Source organism: Nonomuraea sediminis (assembly GCF_018531495.1).
In the GTDB taxonomy this organism is placed as follows: domain Bacteria; phylum Actinomycetota; class Actinomycetes; order Streptosporangiales; family Streptosporangiaceae; genus Nonomuraea; species Nonomuraea sediminis.
The window spans coordinates 570,692-588,078 of the sequence record NZ_JAHDTI010000003.1; the positions used below are offsets into that span (position 1 = coordinate 570,692).

Annotated in this window: 19 protein-coding genes; 7 read left to right on the forward strand and 12 right to left on the reverse strand. The window is 71.0% G+C overall.

Annotated features, from left to right (window positions below; genetic code table 11):
• Positions 1–78: 78 nt before the first annotated feature.
• The 5 genes from KIK09_RS16770 to KIK09_RS59190 all read right to left on the reverse strand — a co-directional run bounded on the left by KIK09_RS16770 (position 79) and on the right by KIK09_RS59190 (position 2,994).
• The gene (locus tag KIK09_RS16770) at positions 79–807 is read right to left on the reverse strand and encodes a phosphoadenylyl-sulfate reductase (RefSeq protein ID WP_214320136.1); all 729 of its coding nucleotides are present in this window, start codon (positions 805–807) and stop codon (positions 79–81) included.
• On the reverse strand, positions 804–947 hold the full coding sequence (locus tag KIK09_RS16775; RefSeq protein WP_113703089.1) for an Insertion element protein: 144 nt from the start codon (positions 945–947) through the stop codon (positions 804–806). The genes KIK09_RS16770 and KIK09_RS16775 overlap by 4 nt, the downstream gene beginning before the upstream one ends.
• A complete protein-coding gene (locus KIK09_RS16780; protein WP_214320137.1) occupies positions 944–2,617 on the reverse strand; it encodes a nitrite/sulfite reductase in 1,674 nt (557 codons plus the stop codon). Before KIK09_RS16780 ends, KIK09_RS16775 begins: the two co-directional genes overlap by 4 nt.
• A 108-nt stretch (positions 2,618–2,725) precedes the next feature.
• Positions 2,726–2,809 (reverse strand): putative leader peptide, encoded by an 84-nt coding sequence (locus tag KIK09_RS60600; RefSeq protein WP_311132608.1) that lies wholly within the window; start codon positions 2,807–2,809, stop codon positions 2,726–2,728.
• Between the two features lie 59 nt (positions 2,810–2,868).
• The gene (locus tag KIK09_RS59190; protein WP_275956153.1) at positions 2,869–2,994 is read right to left on the reverse strand and encodes a hypothetical protein; all 126 of its coding nucleotides are present in this window, start codon (positions 2,992–2,994) and stop codon (positions 2,869–2,871) included.
• A 40-nt stretch (positions 2,995–3,034) separates the two neighbouring features.
• Between KIK09_RS59190 and KIK09_RS16785 the strand changes: the two genes are divergently transcribed.
• Positions 3,035–4,387, forward strand: a complete 1,353-nt coding sequence (locus KIK09_RS16785) for an ankyrin repeat domain-containing protein (protein WP_214320138.1) — start codon at positions 3,035–3,037, stop codon at positions 4,385–4,387.
• A 12-nt stretch (positions 4,388–4,399) separates the two neighbouring features.
• On the opposite strand, the gene KIK09_RS16790 is transcribed toward KIK09_RS16785, so the two are convergent.
• Positions 4,400–5,290 carry a maleylpyruvate isomerase family mycothiol-dependent enzyme gene (locus KIK09_RS16790; protein ID WP_214320139.1) on the reverse strand — a complete coding sequence of 297 codons (891 nt, stop codon included), beginning with the start codon at positions 5,288–5,290 and terminating at the stop codon, positions 4,400–4,402.
• A complete protein-coding gene (locus tag KIK09_RS16795) occupies positions 5,290–5,841 on the reverse strand; it encodes a sigma-70 family RNA polymerase sigma factor (RefSeq protein ID WP_214320140.1) in 552 nt (183 codons plus the stop codon). Before KIK09_RS16795 ends, KIK09_RS16790 begins: the two co-directional genes overlap by 1 nt.
• Positions 5,842–6,056: 215 nt before the next feature.
• Here KIK09_RS16795 and KIK09_RS16800 point away from each other — a divergent pair, with 215 nt between their 5' ends.
• Complete coding sequence (locus KIK09_RS16800) at positions 6,057–6,482, forward strand: OsmC family peroxiredoxin (RefSeq protein WP_214320141.1); 426 nt, start codon at positions 6,057–6,059, stop codon at positions 6,480–6,482.
• Positions 6,483–6,515: 33 nt separating this feature from the next.
• Positions 6,516–8,636, forward strand: a complete 2,121-nt coding sequence (glgX, locus tag KIK09_RS16805) for a glycogen debranching protein GlgX (protein WP_214320142.1) — start codon at positions 6,516–6,518, stop codon at positions 8,634–8,636.
• 629 nt (positions 8,637–9,265) lie between these two features.
• Here glgX and KIK09_RS16810 read toward each other — a convergent pair.
• Positions 9,266–10,039, reverse strand: a complete 774-nt coding sequence (locus KIK09_RS16810; protein WP_214320143.1) for an alpha/beta fold hydrolase — start codon at positions 10,037–10,039, stop codon at positions 9,266–9,268.
• Positions 10,040–10,106: 67 nt separating this feature from the next.
• On the opposite strand from KIK09_RS16810, the gene pgeF reads away from it, so the two are divergent.
• Positions 10,107–10,814 (forward strand): peptidoglycan editing factor PgeF, encoded by a 708-nt coding sequence (pgeF, locus tag KIK09_RS16815; RefSeq protein WP_214320144.1) that lies wholly within the window; start codon positions 10,107–10,109, stop codon positions 10,812–10,814.
• On the opposite strand, the gene KIK09_RS16820 is transcribed toward pgeF, so the two are convergent.
• From KIK09_RS16820 to KIK09_RS16830, 3 genes are read right to left on the reverse strand one after another with little or no spacing between them, the layout of a single operon-like run.
• Complete coding sequence (locus tag KIK09_RS16820; protein WP_214320145.1) at positions 10,811–11,152, reverse strand: DUF3619 family protein; 342 nt, start codon at positions 11,150–11,152, stop codon at positions 10,811–10,813. The genes pgeF and KIK09_RS16820 overlap by 4 nt on opposite strands.
• 9 nt (positions 11,153–11,161) lie before the next feature.
• The gene (locus KIK09_RS16825) at positions 11,162–12,286 is read right to left on the reverse strand and encodes an ATP-dependent DNA ligase (RefSeq protein ID WP_214320146.1); all 1,125 of its coding nucleotides are present in this window, start codon (positions 12,284–12,286) and stop codon (positions 11,162–11,164) included.
• Positions 12,279–13,004, reverse strand: a complete 726-nt coding sequence (locus tag KIK09_RS16830; protein WP_214320147.1) for a pyrimidine reductase family protein — start codon at positions 13,002–13,004, stop codon at positions 12,279–12,281. The genes KIK09_RS16825 and KIK09_RS16830 overlap by 8 nt, the downstream gene beginning before the upstream one ends.
• Positions 13,005–13,136: 132 nt before the next feature.
• Between KIK09_RS16830 and KIK09_RS16835 the strand changes: the two genes are divergently transcribed.
• The 3 genes from KIK09_RS16835 to KIK09_RS59195 all read left to right on the forward strand — a co-directional run bounded on the left by KIK09_RS16835 (position 13,137) and on the right by KIK09_RS59195 (position 16,127).
• The gene (locus tag KIK09_RS16835) at positions 13,137–13,541 is read left to right on the forward strand and encodes a hypothetical protein (protein ID WP_214320148.1); all 405 of its coding nucleotides are present in this window, start codon (positions 13,137–13,139) and stop codon (positions 13,539–13,541) included.
• A gap of 123 nt (positions 13,542–13,664) precedes the next feature.
• Positions 13,665–15,671 (forward strand): DUF8189 domain-containing protein, encoded by a 2,007-nt coding sequence (locus KIK09_RS16840; RefSeq protein ID WP_214320149.1) that lies wholly within the window; start codon positions 13,665–13,667, stop codon positions 15,669–15,671.
• A 330-nt stretch (positions 15,672–16,001) separates the two neighbouring features.
• Positions 16,002–16,127 (forward strand): hypothetical protein, encoded by a 126-nt coding sequence (locus KIK09_RS59195; RefSeq protein WP_275956154.1) that lies wholly within the window; start codon positions 16,002–16,004, stop codon positions 16,125–16,127.
• 760 nt (positions 16,128–16,887) lie between these two features.
• On the opposite strand, the gene KIK09_RS16845 is transcribed toward KIK09_RS59195, so the two are convergent.
• Entirely contained in the window at positions 16,888–17,346 is a 459-nt protein-coding gene (locus KIK09_RS16845; protein WP_214320150.1) for a GNAT family N-acetyltransferase, read from the reverse strand.
• Positions 17,347–17,387: the final 41 nt, after the last annotated feature.

The following is a 17,387-nucleotide window of genomic DNA, read 5'->3' on the forward strand; positions in this document are numbered from 1 at the left end:
GGTTTTCGGGCGGCGCGGGTGAATGCCCACCCGCGCCGCCCCGGAAGGGGCCCGTCCCGCCTGCCAACAGGTCGGGGCCTAGAGGTGAATGCCGCATTCGATCTTTCCCAGCCCGGCCCAGCGGCCGCTGCGCGGGTCCTCGCCCTCGGCGACCTGGCGGGTGCAGGGGGCGCAGCCGATCGACGGGTAGTTGTCGTAGTGCAGCGGGTTGATCAGCACGCCGTTGTCGGCGATGTAGTTGTCGACGTCGTCCTGCGTCCAGGAGGCGATCGGGTTGACCTTCACCATCTGGCGCTTGGCGTCCCACTCGACGACCTTGGTGCCTGCCCGGCTGCGCGACTCGTCGCGGCGGATGCCGGAGAACCACGCCAGATAAGGCTCCAGGGCGCGGTTCAAAGGCTCCACTTTCCGCAAATAGCAGCACAAATCGGGATTGCGTCCGAACAGCCGGGGACCCAGGTCGCGGTCCTGTTCTTGGACGGTCCGCGACGGCGTCACGTTGATCACGTTGACGTCGTAGACCTGCTGGACGGCGTCACGGGTGCCGATCGTCTCGACGAAGTGGTAGCCCGTGTCGATGAACAGCACGTCCACGCCCGGCTTGACGCGGCTGACCAGGTCGATGAGCAGGGCGTCGCTCATCGAGGAGGTCAGGCACAGCCGGTCGCCGAAGGTGGCCGCGGCCCAGCGGATGATCTCGCGGGCCGGCGCGTCCTCCAGGAAGATCGCCGCGGAATCGACGATGCCCTGCAGGTCGAGCGTGCCGCGCTGTTCTCGCAAACCGTTCTCTATCTCAACGAGCGTCATATTTTGACTCCGATCCCCAGAAACTTGAGCTTGAAGGCGCGGGCGCACGAGCGGCAGTACCAGCCGCCGTCGCCCTCGTAGGGCTCCAGGTCCTCATCACCGCAGTAGGGGCAGTGGAACGGGACGGCTCGCGTGCTCATCGCAGATCCGCCTCGTCCGCTCGCTGCACCCAATCGGCGAAGGACTCGCCCTCCTTCTTCTGGGAGTCGAAGTTCCTGACGACCCGCTCGACGTAGTCGGGCAGGGCCTTGGCTGTGGTCTTGAGGCCGCGCACCTTGCGGCCGAAGTTGGCGTTCACGCCGAGCGAGCCGCCCAGGTGGATCTGGAAGCCCTCGACCTGCTCGCCGTTCTCGTCGACGACGAGTTGGCCCTTCAGCCCGATGTCGGCGACCTGGATGCGGGCGCAGGAGTTCGGGCAGCCGTTGACGTTGATGGTCAGCGGCTCCTTGAAGTCCGGCAGGCGGGCCTCGAGCTCGTCGATCAGGTGGGAGGCGGCGGCCTTGGTCTCGACGATGGCCAGCTTGCAGAACTCGATCCCGGTGCACGCCATCGTCTGGCGGCGGAACGTGGACGGGTTGACCTGCAGGTCGTTGGCCTCCAGCTCGGCCACCAGGCTGTCGACCCGCTCAGGCGCCACGTCGAGGATGACCAGCTTCTGCTCGACCGTGGTGCGGACCCGGTCGGAGCCGTGCCGCTCGGCGATGTCGGCGATCACGTGCAGCTTGTCGCCGCTGAGGCGGCCGACCTTGGGCGCGAAGCCGACGTAGAAGTTGCCGTCCTTCTGCGGGAAGACGCCGACGTGGTCGCGGCGGTTGGCGCGGGGCAGCTCGGGCTCGGGGCCGTCGGGCAGCGCCTCCTTGACGTACTCGGTCTCGAGCACCTCGCGGAACTTCTCGGCGCCCCAGTCGTTGACCAGGAACTTGATCCGGGCCCGGTGGCGGAGCCTGCGGTAGCCGTAATCACGAAATATCCCGATTACGCCGCCGTAGACGTCTCCGACCTGGTCGGGACGGACGAAGACCCCCAGGCGCTTGCCGAACATCGGGTTCGTCGACAGGCCGCCGCCGACCCACAGGTCGAAGCCCTTCTCCCCCTGCTCGTTGACCACGCCGACGAAGGCCACGTCGTTGATCTCGTGGACGGTGCAGTGCGCGGGGCAGCCGCTGATGGCCGACTTGAACTTGCGCGGCAGGTTGGAGTACGCCGGGTCGCCGATGAAGCGCTCGTGCACCTCGCGGATCTGCTCGGTGGCGTCGATCACCTCGTCGGAGTCGATCCCGGCCAGCGGGCAGCCGAGGATGACGCGGGGCGTGTCACCGCAGGCCTCGGTGGTCGACAGGCCGACCGCCTCCAGGCGGGCCCAGATGTCGGGCACCGACTCGATCTCCACCCAGTGCAGCTGGATGTTCTGCCGGTCGGTGACGTCGGCGGTGCCCCTGCCGTACTCGTTGCAGATGTCGGCGACGACCCGCAGCTGCTCCAGGCTGAGCTGGCCGCCGTCGATGCGGATGCGCAGCATGAAGTAGCGGTCGTCGAGCTCCTCCGGCTCCAGGATCGCCGTCTTGCCGCCGTCGATGCCGGGCTTGCGCTGGGTGTAGAGGCCGTACCAGCGCATCCGGCCGCGCAGGTCGGCGGGGTCGATGGAGTCGAAGCCCCGCTTGGAGTAGATGTCGATGATCCGCTGGCGGACGTTGAGCCCGTCGTCGTTCTTCTTGTTCTCTTCGTTCTTGTTCAGCGGCTCCCGGTAACCGAGAGCCCACTGACCTTCACCGCGCGGGCGCTTGTGGTGCCGGCTGGCAGGGGTGCTCATTGCGCGTCCTTCTGACTCATGGGGCGCGCGCAGGATTCCTCCTGCCTCGTCATCGAGTGCAGGGGTGCGGAGGAGGTTGCGACGCGCTCAGCTGGAAAGATGAGGTGGTTAGCGGGCGTCGCAACAGATGGCACTGCGGACACGCTGAAGGTCGACGTGGCGTCGACCGACGAGCATGGGGTCCGCTGGCATGTATCGAAGATACCCTGGCGTCCCCGGATGTCCAAGAAGGGGTCCAGCCAGTGGACACCCTAGCCCTGGCGGGGCCAGTCGAGCGCCGACTCCTGGGCCTCTTCCTCCTGCTGGTGCTGGCAGTCGCACCACGAGCCGCCGCGGCAGTCCTCGTGCCGGCTGTCCTTGCAGCTCTGGCAGATCACGATCCCATTATTGCTCCGCCGTCCCGGCTAGGCTCGGCACATGCACGAGGATGACCTCTACCGGGCCGCGCTTGGCGGCGACCTGGCGGCCGTGAGCGATCTGCTCGCCCGCGGCGCCGACCCCAACCAGGCCACCTCCGACGGCCTGCCGCTGAGCGCGGCCGCCGCCAGGGACCATGTGGCCGTCGCCGGGGCGTTGCTGGCCGCGGGCGCCGAGGTGAACGGCCGGGAGAGCGGCGGCTGGACCGCCCTGCAGTGGGCCGCCGCCAACGGCTGCGCCGACACCGCCCGCGTCCTGATCGAGGCGGGCGCGGACCTCGACGAGACCAACGATGACGGCGACACCCCGCTGACGCTGGCCGCCAGGCGCGGCGCCCTCGGCGTGGTCCAGGCGCTGCTCGACGCGGGCGCCGACGCCGGGAAGTACGACGGCGACGGCGACACCCCCTTGGAGAACGCGCTCGACTGGGTGGGCGTCCACCTGGAGAACGCGCTGCTCGAGACCATCGCGAACGAGGGCTGGGACTACGTGGTGACCCGCCAGTTCGCCAAGGACGGCACCGAGCTGGTGACCGTGACCGGGCTGGCCCCCGACGACGCCACCCGCGAGGAGGTCCAGGCCCAGCGCGGCCATGCCGCCATCGCCACCCTGCTGGAGGAGGCGACGGGCGCGACCACCCCGGTGGAGGAGCTGACGGCCAGGGCCCTGGCCCACCGCGACGTCGACGAGGACGCCGAGACCTGGTGGATCGTGGCCGACGTGCTCGGCAGGCGGGGCGACGAGGACACCTACGAGGCGCTGACCCGGCTGTGCGTGAGCCAGGACGCCCGCGAGCGCGAGTTCGGCGTGGACGCCATCGCCCAGTTCGGCGTCACCAAGGACGCCAAGCCGTACCTGGAGCGGACGCTGCCGCTGCTGCAGCGCATGGTCACCACCGAGGCCAGCCCGCAGGTGCTCAGGTCCGTGCTGTCCGCGCTCGGCCACCAGGGCGATCCACGCGCCTTCCCCCAGGTCATGGACGTCATCACGCGCGAGGGCCACACCCGCACGATGACCGACGCGATCGCGCTGGCCGACGTGCTGCCGCCCGGCAACGCCGAGGGACTGGCGCTGCTGATCACCCTGACCACCGACGACTCCGACGAGGTGCGCGACTGGGCCACCGCGGGATTGGCCGGCCTCGAGGTCGACACCCCCGAGGTACGGCAGGCGCTGGTGGACCGGCTCGACGACCCGGACATGCACACGGTGGCCGAGGCCACCCGCGGCCTGGCGGAACGCGGCGACTCCCGGGCCGAGCAGGGGGTCAAGCGGGTGCTGGCGGAGAGCGACGACGAGTACGCCAGGGAGCTGGTCACCGAGGCGGCCGCCAAGCTCTCCGGAGGTTCCTGACCGTCCCCGATGTCAGGGGCCCGACAGGGCGGGGGCCGTGCGCAGCACGTCGCGGGCGAGGGAGAGGTCGCCCTCGAGCTCGACCGCGATGGTGTCTTGGCTGCCGCGGCCGCCCAGCAGGAAGCAGAAGTCGACGACGTCGACGGTGATGCGCGCCTCGGGCGTGCCGGCGGCGGTGTCGGACACCCCGAGGGGAACGTGCCAGTCGCCGCCGCCCGGTCCGGTGAGTGTGACCTGGATCGTGCGGCCCGTGCCGTCCAGGCCTGACAGCAGCATCGTCCAGGCCAGCAGGCGGGTGCACAGGTCCGCGGTCGGGTGGATGTGCTCGGGGATCGGGTGCGGCAGCCGGAGGCGGGCGGTCCTGGCGGCGTCGTCGGTGTGTATCCACGTCTCCAGCGTCCTGGCCAGCAGCTGGTCGCCGAGCGGTGTCTCGATGCCGTCCACGGCCGCGGGCATGGCGGGGTCGAGCTCGCTGACGTGCCGGCACAGCGCGTCGGCCTGCGCCCGCCAGTCGCGGCGGGTCTGCTCGGGGCTGCGGTTGCGCTCGTGCGCCTGCACGTCGGCCGTACGGCCGGCCGCGTCGGCGGCGCGCAGCTCGGGACCCAGCACGGGGGCGCCGACCGAGGCGGCGAGCAGGCCGTCCTTGGCGGCGAGATGGGCCACGAGCTCCTGCAGCGTCCAGCCCTCCACGATCACCCGGGACCAGTCCTCGTCGACGGCGGAGGCGAGCAGCGCGTCCATGGCGGCCACGCGGGCGGCGTACGGCTGCGCCCAGGCCGCGGTGGCGGCGGCGGGCCTGCGCCGCGCCCTGGCCCCGGCCAGCAGCTGCGGGCGCAGCGACCGCTCCGGCACGGCCGGCTCCTCCATCAGCGCGTCCAGGTAGAGACGCTCGACGGGCTCCATCACACCTCTTCCTCCGACAGCGCGTCCGCCAGGCGCCGCAGCGCCAGCCGGATGCGCGATTTGGCGGTGCCCTCGGGCACGCCCAGCTCCTCGCCCACCTGCCGGTAGGTCCTGCCCCCGAAATAAGCCAGCTCGACCGCCTGGCGCAGGCTGTCGGGTAATTCCGTCACCGCCTGCCGTACCCGCTTGGCCTCGTCGGCGGCCAGCACGTTGTCCTCCAGCCTGGCGGGCTCGGGCTCGAACAGGCGGGGGCCGAGCGCCGACACGCGGCGCCGCTCCTCGGCCCGGACGTGGTCGACCGCGCGCCGGTGCGCGATCGTGGCCAGCCAGGCGCGCAGCGTGCCGCGTTCCGGGTCGTAGGCCAGGGGCCGCTCCCAGAAGACCAGGAACACCTCCTGGGTGATGTCCTCGGCGATCACCCGGTCCCTGGTGACGCGCAGGGCCAAGCCGAAGATCAGCGAGGAGAGCCGATCGTAGACCTCCCCGAGGGCGGACTCGTCACCGCCGACCACCCGCTGGTGCAGCAGGCGGTCGTCGTACGGTGCCTCCACTGGCACCACGCTCCCGTGATCCGGACCAAGGCGGCAGGTGCGCCGCGACCCGAGCATGTCACTATTCGCTGGAAAAGTTGAGGCGGATGACGAACGTCACGGCATTTCACGAAATCGTCCAAGCGCCACGCCCGTGAGGGTGCGGGCCGGGTCCGTGAAAGGCTCGCGCGATATCTTCGTGACTGCAGCACAAGCCGATGAAGGGACCAGCCGCCATGGCCACCACCCGTACCGCCACCACGCAGTGGAAGGGCGCCCTGCTCGACGGGTCGGGCACCGTCTCGCTCGACACCTCGGGCGTCGGCACCTTCGAGGTCTCCTGGGCTTCCAGGGCCGAGGCCGCCAACGGCAAGACCTCCCCTGAGGAGCTGATCGCCGCCGCGCACTCCTCCTGCTTCTCGATGGCCCTGTCGCACGGCCTGGCCGGCGCGGGCACGCCGCCCGAGTCGCTGCAGACCAGCGCGGACGTGACCTTCCAGCCGGGCGAGGGCATCACGGGCATCGCGCTCAGCGTGAAGGGTCACGTGCCCGGCATCACGGCCGAGCAGTTCCAGCAGGCCGCCGAGACCGCGAAGGCCAACTGCCCGGTCAGCAAGGCCCTGACGGGCACGACGATCACGCTGACGGCCGAACTGCTCTAGCAGGAACGCGATCGCGTGCGACAATTGGGTCACATGCGCGAGGTCTGGCCGGGCGAGCCCTATCCACTCGGCGGCACCTGGGACGGCGTGGGCACCAGTTTTTCGGTGTTCTCCGAGGTCGCCGAGCGGATCGAGCTGTGCCTCTTCGGGGACGACGACTCCGAGGAGCGTATCGAGCTGCCCGAAGTCGACGGGTTCGTCTGGCACGGCTACCTGCCGGGCATCATGCCGGGCCAGCGGTACGGCTACCGCGTCCACGGCCCCTACGAGCCTGCCAGGGGTCACCGGTGCAACCCGGACAAGCTGCTGCTCGACCCCTACGCCAAGGCGATCGACGGCGACCTGGTGTGGAACGAGGCGCTCTTCCCCTACCGCTTCACCGATCCCGGCGTCGTGAACAGCGACGACAGCGCGCCGTTCATGCCGAAGAACGTGGTGATCAACCCCTTCTTCGACTGGGGCAACGATCGGGCGCCCCGCACGCCGTACCACCAGACCGTGATCTACGAGGCGCACGTGCGCGGGCTGACGATGCGGCACCCGGCGGTGCCCGAGGAGCAGCGCGGGACGTACGCCGCGATCGGGCATCCCGCGGTCATCGACCACCTGCTGTCGCTGGGCGTGACGGCCGTCGAGCTGATGCCGGTGCACCACTACATGCCCGAGCACTTCCTGGTGGCGCGCGGGCTGACGAACTACTGGGGCTACAACACGATGGCCTACCTGGCGCCGCACGCCGACTACTCCAGCTCGGGCACGCGCGGCGAGCAGGTGCTGGAGTTCAAGGCCATGGTGCGGGCGCTGCACGAGGCGGGCATCGAGGTCATCCTGGACGTGGTCTACAACCACACGGCCGAGGGCGACCACATGGGGCCCACGCTGGGCTTCCGCGGGATCGACAACGCCGCCTACTACCGGCTGCACGACGGCGACCGGCGCTACTACCTGGACTACACCGGCTGCGGGAACTCGCTGAACGTGCGCTCGCCGCACGCGCTGCAGCTGATCATGGACTCGCTGCGGTACTGGGTGCTGGACATGCACGTCGACGGGTTCCGCTTCGACCTGGCGGCGGCGCTGGCCAGGGAACTGCACGACGTGGACCGGCTGTCGGCCTTCTTCGACCTCATCCAGCAGGATCCGGTGATCTCGCAGGTCAAGCTGATCGCCGAGCCCTGGGACGTGGGGCCGGGCGGCTACCAGGTCGGCAACTTCCCGCCGCTGTGGACGGAGTGGAACGGGAAGTACCGCGACACCGTGCGTGACTTCTGGCGGGGGACGGGCTCGGCGCTGCCGGAGTTCGCCTCCCGGCTGACCGGCTCGGCCGACCTGTACGCCTCCTCCGGCCGCCGCCCCGTCGCCTCGATCAACTTCGTGACCTGCCACGACGGCTTCACCCTCACGGACCTGGTGTCCTACGACCGCAAGCACAACGAGGACAACGGCGAGGACAACCGCGACGGCACCGACGACAACCGCTCGTGGAACTGCGGCGTCGAGGGCCCCGTCGAGGACCCGGAGATCGTGCGGCTGCGCCACCGGCAGCGGCGCAACTTCCTGACCACGCTGTTCCTGTCGCAGGGCGTGCCGATGCTGTCCCACGGCGACGAGATCGGCCGCACCCAGCGGGGCAACAACAACGCCTACTGCCAGGACAACGAGGTCGCCTGGATCGACTGGTCGATGACGCGCACCGAGTCGGACCTGCTGGAGTTCGTCCGCTCGCTCTCCCGGCTGCGCCGCGACCATCCCGTCTTCCAGCGCCGCCGCTTCTTCCACGGCCGCGCCCCCGACAGCGGCGAGCGCGACCTGGTCTGGCTGACGCCCGCCGGCGCGGAGATGACGGCCGGCGACTGGCACACGGGCTACGCCAAGTCGCTCATGGTCTACCTGAACGGCGAAGCCATCACCGAGCCCGGGCCGCGCGGGGAGCCGATCACCGACGACTCGTTCCTCATGCTCATCAACGCCCACCACGAGGACATGACGTTCACCCTGCCGGGACCCGAGTTCGGCGCCGCCTGGATCCCCATCCTCGACACCAACGACGACACCTTCCAGGAACCCCCCTACCCCGACGACCACTGGACCCCCGGCTCCCTGGTCGCCGTCACCTCCCGCAGCATCCAACTCCTCCGCCAACCCCTCCCCTAACCACCCACACTCCACCGCCCACGTACGGCTAAATCCGGCGGCCGTGTACGGCGGGCAAGGTGGTCGCCGGGGCGAGGGGCGGCGGGGTCCGGCACGAGCATCCGCCAAAACCTTCCAGGCGCCGCGTCGGCGAGACGGCGCACGGCGGACTCCGGCGCCCACGTACGGCGGGATCTGGCACCCGCGTACGGCGGGCACGGTGATCGCCGGGACGAGGTGTGCGACGGGGTCCGGCACGAGCACCCGCCGAAACCTTCCAGGCGCCGCGTCGGCGAGACAGTGCACGGCGAAGTCCGGCGCCCACGTACGGCGGAGACCGGCGGCCGTGTACGGCGGGCGTGGCGGGCACCGCGCTCGCGGGCGGGGCGGGTGCCGCGTTCGCGGGCGGGGGCGAGCGCCTCATTCGTGGGTGGGCAGGTCGGAGGGCGTGCCTGGGTCCGGAAGGCCGTGCGTGTCGGGTTGGAGGGGAGGCGTAGCGGCGGGCTGCTTGCGTCGCTGGAGGAGCGTCTCCCTGGACAGGGAGCGGCCGAAGTGCGGTGGGTGGCGGTTGGGTGGCTTGCCGTACAGGCGAAGGGTGTGACCGGCGGAGGACTCTCGCGGCGAGGAAGTCGAGCACCCGGGAGAGGCCGTCAGGACACCGGGATGGGGAGGAAGGTGGAGACGGCGGTGGCCAGCGCGGGGGTGTGGCTGAGGTAGAGGTCGTGGCCGGCGCCGGGGATCGTGACGAGGCGGGTGTGCGGCCGGCGGGCGATCATTTCGGGCGCGTGGCGGGCGACGGCGCTGTCGCCGCCGACCACGAGGAGGGCCGGTTGGGGGCTGGAGGTCCAGTCGTCCCACCAGGACCCGGCGATGCCGCGTTTGGTGGCGCGGATGTCCTCGGCGTTCCACAGGAAGCCCCAGCCGCGCTCGTCCTCGAAGGCGCTCTCCGTGAAGTGGCCGGGCACGTCCGTGCCGACCAGCCGCCTGATCGCCTGCTCGAGCTGGGTGAAGCTGGCGAAGCGGTCGGGGAGCTCGTCGAGCCAGGGGTCGGTGGAGGTGCCCGCCTCGGCGGGGAAGTCGATGGCCACGAACGACTCCACCAGCTCGGGGCGGCGGGCCGCGAGCTGGTAGGCGTTGAGCGCCCCGAGTGAGTGGCCGACGATCGTGACCGGCGCGAGGTCGAGCGCCTCGATGAAGGCGGCGGTGTCGGCGAGGTAGCCCTCGCGCGAGTAGTCGCCCGGCTTGTCCGACAGGCCGTGGCCGCGCTGGTCGAGCCCGATGACGCGGCGGCCGAGGTGCTCGGCGAGCGGCATGAAGGAGCGGCCGCGGCCGAAGGCGCCGTGCAGGGCGAGGATGGGACGGCCCGGGCCGCCGGAGTCGACGTAGGACAGGCGGACACCGTGTGGCGTGGTCACGAAGCTCATAGCCGTGACTCTAAACGAGACTCTCGAATCGAGTCAACTCTTTTCGAGACTCGATAGGATCAGAGGCATGCAGCTCGCGAGGGGGATCCAGGTCGCCGTCACCGACCGTCACGGCGGTGTCAGCAGCCCGCCGTACGGCTCGCGCAACCTCGGCGGGCTGGTCGGCGACGACCCGGAGGCCGTGCGGGCCAACCGCGAGAGCGTGGCGCGGGAGCTGGGCGTGCGGGCGGTCGTGTTCATGCGCCAGGTGCACAGTGCGGACGTCGCCTACGTGAGCGAGCCGTTCGGGACCGACGCACCGCCGATGGACGGCGTGTTCACCGGCGAGCCGAGGCTGGCGCTGGCGTCACTGGGCGCCGACTGCCCGGCGGTGCTGGTGGGCGACCCGGAGGCCAGGCTCGTGGGCGCCGCGCACTCGGGGCGGCCCGGCACCGAGGCGGGCATCGCCACCGCCCTGGTCGAGGCCATGGCCGCCAAGGGCGCGGATCCGGCGCGGATGGTCGCGCTGGTCGGGCCGGGGGCGTGCGGCCGCTGCTACGAGGTGCCCGCCGACCTGCGCGAGCGGGTGGCCGCCGCGGTGCCCGAGACGTTCTCCACCACCTCGTGGGACACTCCGGCGCTCGATCTGCGCGCCGGCATCGAGGCCCAGCTGCGGGCGGCGGGCGTCGTGGACGTGCGGCACGACGCCCGGTGCACGATCGAGTCGGCGGAGCTCTACTCACACCGGCGCGAGCAGCCAGGCGGCCGCTTCGCCGGGCTCATCTGGCTGACCTAGCCGCTGCGGCGGCCCAGCGCGAACACCACGTTCACCAGCACGATCCCCAGCCAGATGATCAGGAAGATTCGTTCTGATCCACCCGTGACGGCGATCGCGATCGTGGCGCCCGTGCCGAGCGCCATCGAGACGATCGCCAGCGCCAGCCGCTGGCCTTCGGCCGCTTTCCGCTGCTTGGCCAGCGCCTTGGGGTTGGCCGCGGCCAGGCGTTCGTCGACCCGCCGGTCGACCTCCTTGCCCATCTTGTCCAAGAAGGACTCGACGACGGCGTCCTCGTAGTCGGGCCCGAGGTCGCGCCGTGCCTGGACGGCGGCCCTTAACTCATCACCGGTGCTCATGCCATGAGGCTACCTGGCGAGGATGTCGTCGAGGTTGTAGGAGACGGGGCGCTCGAGCTGCTCGTAGGTGCACGACTCGGGCGTGCGGTCGGGACGCCAGCGGCGCCACTGCGCGGTGTGGCGGAACCGGTCGCCCTCCATCTGGTCGTAGGCCACCTCGATCACCAGCTCGGGCCGCAGCGGCGTGAACGACAGGTCCTTCTTGGCGTTCCACCGCGAGACCGCGCCCGGCACCCGCTGCCCGCCGCGCGCGGGACCGGCGGCGGGCTGGCCGATGTTGGCGACGGCCTGCTCGGCCCAGTGGCCCCACGGGTGTTCGCTCAGGTCGGCGATGTAGGGGCGCAGCTCCTCCATCAGCTCGGCCCTGCGCGCCATCGGGAAGGAGGCGGCCACTCCGACGTGGTGCAGCCTGCCGTCGGGCCCGTACAGGCCGAGCAGGATCGAGCCGATGATCGGCCCGGTCTTGTGCTCGCGGAACCCGGCGATCACCACGTCGGCGGTGCGCTCGTGCTTGACCTTGAACATCGTGCGCTTGTCGGGCACGTAGGGCTGGTCGCCCGGTTTGACGATGATCCCGTCGAGCCCGGCGCCCTCGAACATCTCGAACCACTCCTCGGCCTGGGAGTCGTTCTTCGTCACGGGCGTGAGCCTGATCGACCCGCCCTTCTCCTCCGGGAAGATCCCCTCCAGGCGCTCCCGCCGCTCGGCGAAGGGGGCCTCCATGAACGACTCCTGGCCCAGCGCCAGCAGGTCGAAGGCGACGAAGGAGGCCGGGGTCTGCTCGGCGAGCATGTTCACCCGTGAGGCCGCCGGATGGATGCGCTGCTGCAGCGCGTCGAAGTCGAGGTGGCTGCCGCGCGGGAGCACGATCTCCCCGTCGACCACGCACTTGTCGGGCAGCTCCGCCTTGACCGCTGCCACCAGCTCAGGGAAGTAGCGCGTGAACGGCCGCTCGTTGCGGCTGCCGAGGAACACCTCGTCGCCGTCGCGGAAGATGATGCAGCGGAAGCCGTCCCACTTCGGCTCGTAGAACAGCGTGCCGTCCTGCTTGGGCATGGCCTTGACGGCCTTGGCCAGCATGGGCGGAACGGGCGGCAGCACCGGCAGGTCGAGCCGGAGTTCCTCGTCATCCATCGGCCAGCTCCCTCGTGTACGCGCAGAAGAGGACGCCCTCCTCCTCCAGAACCTGACGCAGGCCCAGCTTCACCTGCGCGGACTCGCCGTTCAGTATCCGTGCCGCGCCGCCGCCCACCAGCATCGGGCTGATCGTCAGGCACAGCTCGTCGACCAGGTCGGCCGCCGCCAGCTGCCCGTTGAGCCGCGGCCCGCCTTCGCACAGCACCCTGGTCAGCCCCCGGTCGTGCAGCTCCCGTACGGCGAGCGTCATGTCCACCCGCTCGCCGCCCGCCACGATCACGTCGGCCAGCCGGGCGGCGTCCTTGCGCCGGTCGGCGGGCGCGGCCTCGCAGGTGATGACGATGGTCCGGGCGCTGGCCTCGGTGAACAGCGGGCTGCCCAGGTCGAGGTCGAGCCGCCGGGTGACGACCGCGATCGGTGGGGCCGCCGGCCGGTCCGCGCGCAGCACCTTCCACGACTCGCGCGGCTTGGCGGGGCCGTATCCCTCGGTGCGGACGGTCGCGGCGCCGGCCATGATCACGTCGGACAGCCCGCGGAGCACTCCGAAGATGCGCCGGTCGCCCTTGCTGGACAGCCCCCCGGACAGGCCCTTCACCCAGGCGGCGCCGTCGGCGCTCTCCACCATGTTGACCCGCAGCCAGGGCCGCCCCGCCGGGTAGGCGTAGGCAAGCTCGATGTCCGGGTTGTCCTGTATGTCGGGATGGATGCGGCGCACCCCTCTACCTTGGCACACGGCTCTGACACTCAGCGCTTGAAGGCGGATATAGCGCTTTGGAACATCCCGATGACTTACGTGGCGACATGTGCATAACGTGGCGGCAGGGATCAGGGACTACGAGGAGGCCCAGTGGGTCTGGTCACTGCCGTGACGTGGTCGTTCACCGCGCTGGTCGGGATCTACCTGCTCTATCTGTGGTTGTCGGGCGGCGGGCTGCGACAACAGGCGACCAAAGTGACCCGGTTCCCGGTGGTCCTGATCTTCTCCCATCCCACGCTGGCCGTGACCGGGCTGGTGTGCTGGGTGGCGTTCCTGCTGACCGGTAGCAAGGTGCTGGCCTGGGTGTCGTTCGGGGTGCTCGCCTCGGCGGCGCTGCTCGGGTTCACCATGTTCACCCGGTGGCTGGGCGGCGGGCGCCACGCCAGGGGGGCCGAGCGGCGTTTTCCCGTGCTGGCCGTACTGCTGCACGGTCTTGCCGGGGTGGCCACCTTCGTGCTGGTGCTGCTGACGGCGAGCGTGGCCAGGAGCCTGTGAGCTGCGACCGGGGTAGTTGAGAAATCGATTACTCGTACTTTGCGGATAAACCTTGACGATCCGCGGGAGTTGCGAGAAAACGATTTCCAGCAACCTGTCCGCCTCGAGAATGCGATCCGCGCCATGAAGAGGTTGTTCAGCATCAGCGCGCTCTGCGCGCTCCTGGTCTCGTCCCTGATCTGCTTACCCGCCGCGGCCGCGCCGTGGCCGGCCCAGGAACCCGACCTCGCCTGGCCCACCGCCGGCACCTTCGACCACGTGTGGAACCCGGGCAGAGGCACCTACAACGGAAGGGAGGGGCAGCTCTACATCAACGACCACACCCTCATCTACGACGGCCAGAAATGGCACCTGTTCGGCATCACCGGCGTGGCGGATCCGCCGGACCCCGACGGTGAGGACCAGCTCGCCCACGCCACCGCGCCGGCCCTGGCCGGGCCGTGGCACAAGGAGCCTGACGTGCTCACCAACCCGGACGCCTATGGCGAGAGCCACGTCTGGGCCCCGCACGTGGTCAAGAACGGCGGCACCTACTACATGTTCTACGCCGCCGGCAGCGCCGACACCGCGAAGATCAAGTACGCCACGTCCACGGACCTCATGAACTGGCACCGCGAGGGGATCGCCTTCATCGACGGCGCGGAGGCCAGGGACCCGATGGTCACGTGGATCGACGGCCAGTGGGTGATGTACTACACCTCGACCACGACGGGCAGCGTCGGCAACTACGCGGTCGCCTACCGGACCAGCCCCGACCTGAGGTCCTGGAGTCCCCGGCACATCGCCTACAGCGATCCCGTGGTCGGCTGGGTGTTCGAGCTCACCGAGTCGCCGTTCGTGGTCCAGCGGGACGGCTGGTGGTACCTGTTCATCGGCCCGCGCGGCGGCTACGCCGGCACCGACGTCTACCGCAGCCGCACCCCCTACAGCTTCTCGATCAACGACTACGCGGGCCACATCGCCGCGCACGCCGCCGAGGTCGTCCAGGCCGGCGCCTCCTGGTGGGTCACCGGGGCGGGCTGGTACCAGCAGGGAGTGTGGCTGGCCCCGCTGACGTGGGCGGCCGACCCGCCGCTGTGGCAGAGCGCGCAGAACCCGGCCGTCGCGGCGAACGCCGACGGCAGGCTCGAGGTCTTCGCCATGGAGCCGGGCAGCAACAACCTGTTCCACCGCTGGCAGACCGCGCCGAGCGGGTCGTGGAGCGGATGGGAGAGGTTCGGAGACTCGGCGGGAGCCGTACCGACCGTCGGGCGTAACGCCGACGGCAGCCTGGAGGTCTTCGCGCTCAGCCCCGGCGGGACGGGCATCTACCACCGCCGGCAGACCGGCCCGAACGGCGGGTGGAGCGACTGGGCGCCCTTCGGCGGTCCCGCGGGCGCGGCGCCGGTGGTCGGGCAGAACGCGGACGGGCGGCTCGAAGTCTTCGCGCTCGGCCCCGCGGGCAGCGGCCTGTTCCACCGCTGGCAGACCGCGCCCAGCGGCGGGTGGAGCGACTGGGCCTCCTTCGGCGGTCCCGCGGGCGGCCCGCCCACCGTCGGACGCAACGCCGACGGCCGGCTCGAGGTCTTCAGCCTGGACCCCGGCGGCACCGGGCTGCACCACCGCTGGCAGCTGACGCCCAGCGGCGGATGGAGCGACTGGGCGCCCTTCGGCGGTCCCGCCGCCGCGGCTCCCACGGTCGGCCAGAACGCGGACGGACGGCTGGAGGTCTTCGCCCTGGCTCCCGGCGGGGCGGCGCTCAATCACCGCTGGCAGCTGACGCCCAGCGGCGGGTGGAGCGACTGGGCCTCCTTCGGCGGCCCCGCGGGCGGCCCGCCCACCGTCGGACGCAACGTCGACGGACGGCTCGAGCTCTTCGCCCTGGCTCCCGGCGGTACCTCCATCGCCAACCGGCACCAGCTCGCGCCCAGCGGCGGGTGGAGCGACTGGGACGGCGCCTTCGGCCCCACGGCCGCGGGCTGCTCACCCACGGTCGCGAGCAACGCCGACGGCCGCCTGGAAATCCTCGCCCTCGGACCGGAGGGACGCGGCGTCTTCGACCGCTACCAGACGGCGCCGAACAACGGCTGGAGCCCTTGGACCTCCTTCGGCCAGTGGTCCGCCGGCCTCCCCTGCGCCGCCCCCTACTGACCCCACCCTCGGCGGGCCGCCCTCTCCCGCGGCCCGCCCTTCCCTTGCCCTCCAGCGCACCGCTTCCCGTTCTCTCCTTGTACGGCAACCCACCCGACTCTTGTACGGCAAGACTCTTGTACGGCAAGCCACCCAACCGCCACCCACCGCACTTCGGCCGCCCCCTGTCCAGGGAGACGCTCCTCCAGCGACGCATGGCCGGCCACCGTTACGACTCCACTCCAACCCGACACGCACGGCCCTCCGAACCCGGGCACGCCCTCCGACCTGCCACCCACGAACGAGGCGCTCGCCCCACTCGCGAACGCGGCACCCGCCCAGCCCGCGAGCGTGGTGCCCGCCCCGCCGTACACGGCCGCCGAACTCCGCCGTACCTGGGCGCCGGACTTCGCCGTACACCGCCTCGCCGACCCGGCGCCTGAGGACGCCCCGGCGAGCGCCCGTTCTGGCGCGTAGCCGGAGGCCTCTCACCCGTCGACCACCCTGCCCCGCCGCACGCGAGCGCCGGATCCCGCCATACGCGGCCGCCGGTCTCCGCCGTACCCGGGCACCAAAACCCGCCCTACGTAGACGCCGGACTCCGCCGTACACGGGCGCCGGACTCCGCCGTACGCCCTCTCGCCGCACCGGCGCCTGGGAACGCCCCGGCGGGCGGCCCGTCCTAGCGCGCAGCCGAAGGACCCTCACCCGTCGGCCACCCTGCCCCGCCGCACGCGGCCGCCGGATCCCGCCGTACGCGGCTGCCAGTCTCCGCCGTACCCGGGCGCCAAAGCCCGCCGTACGTAGACGCCGGACTCCGCCGTACATGGGCGCCGGACTCCGCCGTACACCGTCTCGCCGCCCCGGCGCCTGGGGACGCCCCGGCCGGGTCGTGCCGGACGCCCGCATACCTCCTCGCCCCGGCGACCACCCTGCCCGCCGTACATGGACGCCGGTCTCCGCCGTACCCGGGCGCCAAAGCCCGCCGTACGTAGACACCGGTCTCCGCCGTACATGGGCGCCGGACTCCGCCGTACGCCGTCTCGTCGACCCGGCGCCTGGGAACTCCCCGGCGGGGTCGTGCCGGACCCCCGCATACCTCCTCGCCCCGGCGACCACCCTGGCCGGCATACGTGGGCGCCGGTCACTGCTGTACACGTCCTCGCCGAGTCGGTGGCTGGGAGGGCTGGGTGGGGGCTGCTCGCGTGGGGGTGATCGGGCCTGGTTTGGGCGGAGGTTAGGTGTCGGCGAGGACGAGCATGATGTGTTCGTTCTCGCCGTGGCGGATCATGCCGGTGCGGCAGAAGCCGCAGCGTTCCAGGAGGCGGACCGAACCCGTGTTGCCCTCGTAGGGGTCGGCGTAGAGGGGGCGGGCCTTTTCCACTTGGAGGAAGAGCTGGAGGGCCTTGGTGCCGATGCCCCGGCCCCAGTATTCGCGGCCGAACCAGTAGCCGACGAAGCGCTTGTCCTCCTCCCACCAGGCCACGAGGTTGCCGGCCGTCTCGCCGTCGACCGTGACCGTCTGGACGAAGACCTCGGGGTCGCCGAGGATCCTCTCGGCCCAGTGGGTCATGAAACGGTCGCGCTCACGGGGTGCGAACAGCGACCTGCTGGTGGCCTCAGGGTCGTTCTCCTGCTGGTAGAACACCTCGAGATCGTCCTGCTCGACGTCTCTCAGCCGCACTTCTTCTCCCATGGCATCCGAGTGTGCCAGGAGTCGCCGACACTTTGACCGAC

Bases quoted from the DNA above. Each gene is read 5' to 3' on its own strand.
- KIK09_RS16775 (WP_113703089.1), bottom strand. From the start codon at position 947: ATGAGCACGCGAGCCGTCCCGTTCCACTGCCCCTACTGCGGTGATGAG.
- KIK09_RS16780 (WP_214320137.1), bottom strand. From the start codon at position 2,617: ATGAGCACCCCTGCCAGCCGGCACCACAAGCGCCCGCGCGGTGAAGGT.
- KIK09_RS16770 (WP_214320136.1), bottom strand. From the start codon at position 807: ATGACGCTCGTTGAGATAGAGAACGGTTTGCGAGAACAGCGCGGCACG.
- KIK09_RS16800 (WP_214320141.1), top strand. From the start codon at position 6,057: ATGGCCACCACCCGTACCGCCACCACGCAGTGGAAGGGCGCCCTGCTC.
- KIK09_RS16845 (WP_214320150.1), bottom strand. From the start codon at position 17,346: ATGGGAGAAGAAGTGCGGCTGAGAGACGTCGAGCAGGACGATCTCGAG.
- KIK09_RS60600 (WP_311132608.1), bottom strand. From the start codon at position 2,809: ATGCCAGCGGACCCCATGCTCGTCGGTCGACGCCACGTCGACCTTCAG.
- KIK09_RS16825 (WP_214320146.1), bottom strand. From the start codon at position 12,286: ATGGATGACGAGGAACTCCGGCTCGACCTGCCGGTGCTGCCGCCCGTT.
- KIK09_RS16785 (WP_214320138.1), top strand. From the start codon at position 3,035: ATGCACGAGGATGACCTCTACCGGGCCGCGCTTGGCGGCGACCTGGCG.
- KIK09_RS16820 (WP_214320145.1), bottom strand. From the start codon at position 11,152: ATGAGCACCGGTGATGAGTTAAGGGCCGCCGTCCAGGCACGGCGCGAC.
- KIK09_RS16840 (WP_214320149.1), top strand. From the start codon at position 13,665: ATGAAGAGGTTGTTCAGCATCAGCGCGCTCTGCGCGCTCCTGGTCTCG.
- KIK09_RS16790 (WP_214320139.1), bottom strand. From the start codon at position 5,290: ATGGAGCCCGTCGAGCGTCTCTACCTGGACGCGCTGATGGAGGAGCCG.
- KIK09_RS16810 (WP_214320143.1), bottom strand. From the start codon at position 10,039: ATGAGCTTCGTGACCACGCCACACGGTGTCCGCCTGTCCTACGTCGAC.
- pgeF (WP_214320144.1), top strand. From the start codon at position 10,107: ATGCAGCTCGCGAGGGGGATCCAGGTCGCCGTCACCGACCGTCACGGC.
- glgX (WP_214320142.1), top strand. From the start codon at position 6,516: ATGCGCGAGGTCTGGCCGGGCGAGCCCTATCCACTCGGCGGCACCTGG.